This window comes from Streptomyces niveiscabiei (assembly GCF_001419795.1).
GTDB lineage: Bacteria > Actinomycetota > Actinomycetes > Streptomycetales > Streptomycetaceae > Streptomyces > Streptomyces niveiscabiei.
The window spans coordinates 223-2,189 of the sequence record NZ_LIRL01000359.1 but is presented as its reverse complement, the minus strand read 5'-3'; the positions used below and the strand labels follow the sequence as shown (position 1 = coordinate 2,189).

Sequence of the window (1,967 nt, the reverse complement as noted above, 5' to 3'; positions counted from 1 at the left end):
CTGGTGGACACGCCCGACCTCCTGCCAGGCGTCCCAGTTCACCGACACGGTGTACGGGCCGCCGGCGGCGGAGCGGTGCTGGGCGTAGGCGTCGAGGAAGGCGTTCGCGGCGCAGTAGTCGACCTGGCCGAGGCCCCCGCTGAAGGCGATGGTGGAGGAGCACAGGAGCAGGAAGTCGAGCGGTGTCGCGCCGAGGACCGCGTCCAGGACGAGGGCTCCGCGCACCTTGGGCGCCAGCACCTTCCCGGCCGCTTCCGGGGTCTTGAGCTGCATGACGCCGCCCCCGGGGACCCCGGCGGCGTGGATCACGCCGTGGAGGGCGCCGAACCGGGCGGTGGCCTCGGTGACAGCGGCCCGCATCCGCTCCTCGTCGGTGACCTCCGCCGCCAGCACCAGCACCTCGGCGCCCAGCTCCTCCAGGGCCAGGACCTTGCGTATCCGCGCGGCAGTCCCGTCGGTCCCGTCGGTCCCGGAGTGCGGCGCGGCGAGCAGCCCGGCCCACTCCTCCCGCGCGGGCAGGGGCGAGCGCCCGACCAGGACCAGGCGGGCCCGCGCGGTGCGCGCGAGGTGTTCGGCGAGGGTCAGGCCGATGCCGCCGAGCCCGCCGGTGATCAGGTAGACGCCCCGCTCGCGGACGCGGGCGGGGGGCCGCGCGGGCTGCTCCAGCCGTACGGGTTCCCAGCGCGGTGTCCAGCGGCCCCGGCCCCGGTGGGCGACGACGGGGTCTTCGGGGCGCCGTACGAGTTCGGTGAGGAGGCGGCCTGCGTCCGGGGCGTGGCGCGCGATGTCGATGCTCTGCGCGGTGAGGCCGGGGTGTTCCTGCGGGGCCACGGTGACGGGTCCGGTGACCGTCGCCTTGGCGGGGGTGACCGTCTCGCCGTCGGTGACCTGGCGCAGGCCGTCCGAGACGACGGCCAGGTGCAGGGGGCCGTCGTCGCCCCGGGCGCCCCGGGCCTGGACGAGGAACAGCAGGCTGTCGAAGCCGCGTTCCTGGAGTTCGCCGAAGGGCACCGGGTCGTCGCCGGTCACGGTCCACAGGTGGACGACCGTCCGCGGCGGGGCGGCGAGCGCGCCCAGCAGCGCGTCGTAGTCCTCCCGGCGGCCGGGCGCCAGCGCGAACCGCCCTTCGGCGAGCCGCTGGAACCGCTCACCCCGGACCACCGTGACCACCTCGTGCCCGGCCCGGGCCAGCCGGTCGGCGATGCGCTGTCCGGTGCCGTGGTCGTCGAGGAACAGCAGCCAGCTGCGGGGGTCGGCCGCGAGGTCCTCGTCGTGCACGGGGTCGAGGGGCGCGGTGGAGGCCCAGGAGGGTACGGAGAACCAGCCGGCGAGGTCCTCCTTCCTGGCCATGGACGGGGTCTCGGCCGGTGCCGGGCGCGGGGCGGTGGTGTCGTCGACCCAGTACCGGCGGCGTTCGAAGGGGTACGTGGGCAGGGGGACGCGGCCCGGTGTCTCGCCCGCGTTGACGCGGTCCCAGTCGGGCTCCACGCCGGCCAGCCAGAGGCGGCCCAGCGAGGTGAGCAGGAACCGGGCGGCGGGGGTGCTGTCGTGGGCGGCGGGCAGCGAGGACAGGGACATGCGGTCGCCGGCTGTGCCCTCGGGGAGCAGTTGCAGGGCGAGGCTGCTGTACGCCTGCCCGGGGCCGACCTCCAGGAGGATGCGGCCGGGGGTGCGCCACAGCTCCTCGACGGCGCCGGCGAAGCGGACGGTCTCGCACATGTGGCGCGCCCAGTAGGCGGGGTCGGTGGCCTGCTCGTCGGTGATCCAGGTGCCGGTCACGTTGGACAGGTAGGGGATCGTGGGCGGGTTCAGGGTCACGGTGCGGGTCAGCTCCGTGAGCGGGGCGCGGCCCGGTTCCATCATGTGCGAGTGGAAGGCGTGCGTGGTCTGGAGGCGGCGGGCGGCGACGCCGTCGCGGGTGAGGCGCTCCTCCAGTGCGGCGACCGCGTCCGTGTCCCCGGCGAGCA

1 protein-coding gene is annotated in these 1,967 nt (G+C 75.7%); it reads right to left on the bottom strand.

Features of this window, described 5'->3' with window-relative positions; genetic code table 11:
• Positions 1 to 1,967, bottom strand: a 1,967-nt coding sequence (locus AOK24_RS18230; protein WP_159051913.1) for an SDR family NAD(P)-dependent oxidoreductase, incomplete at both ends; no start/stop codon positions are given.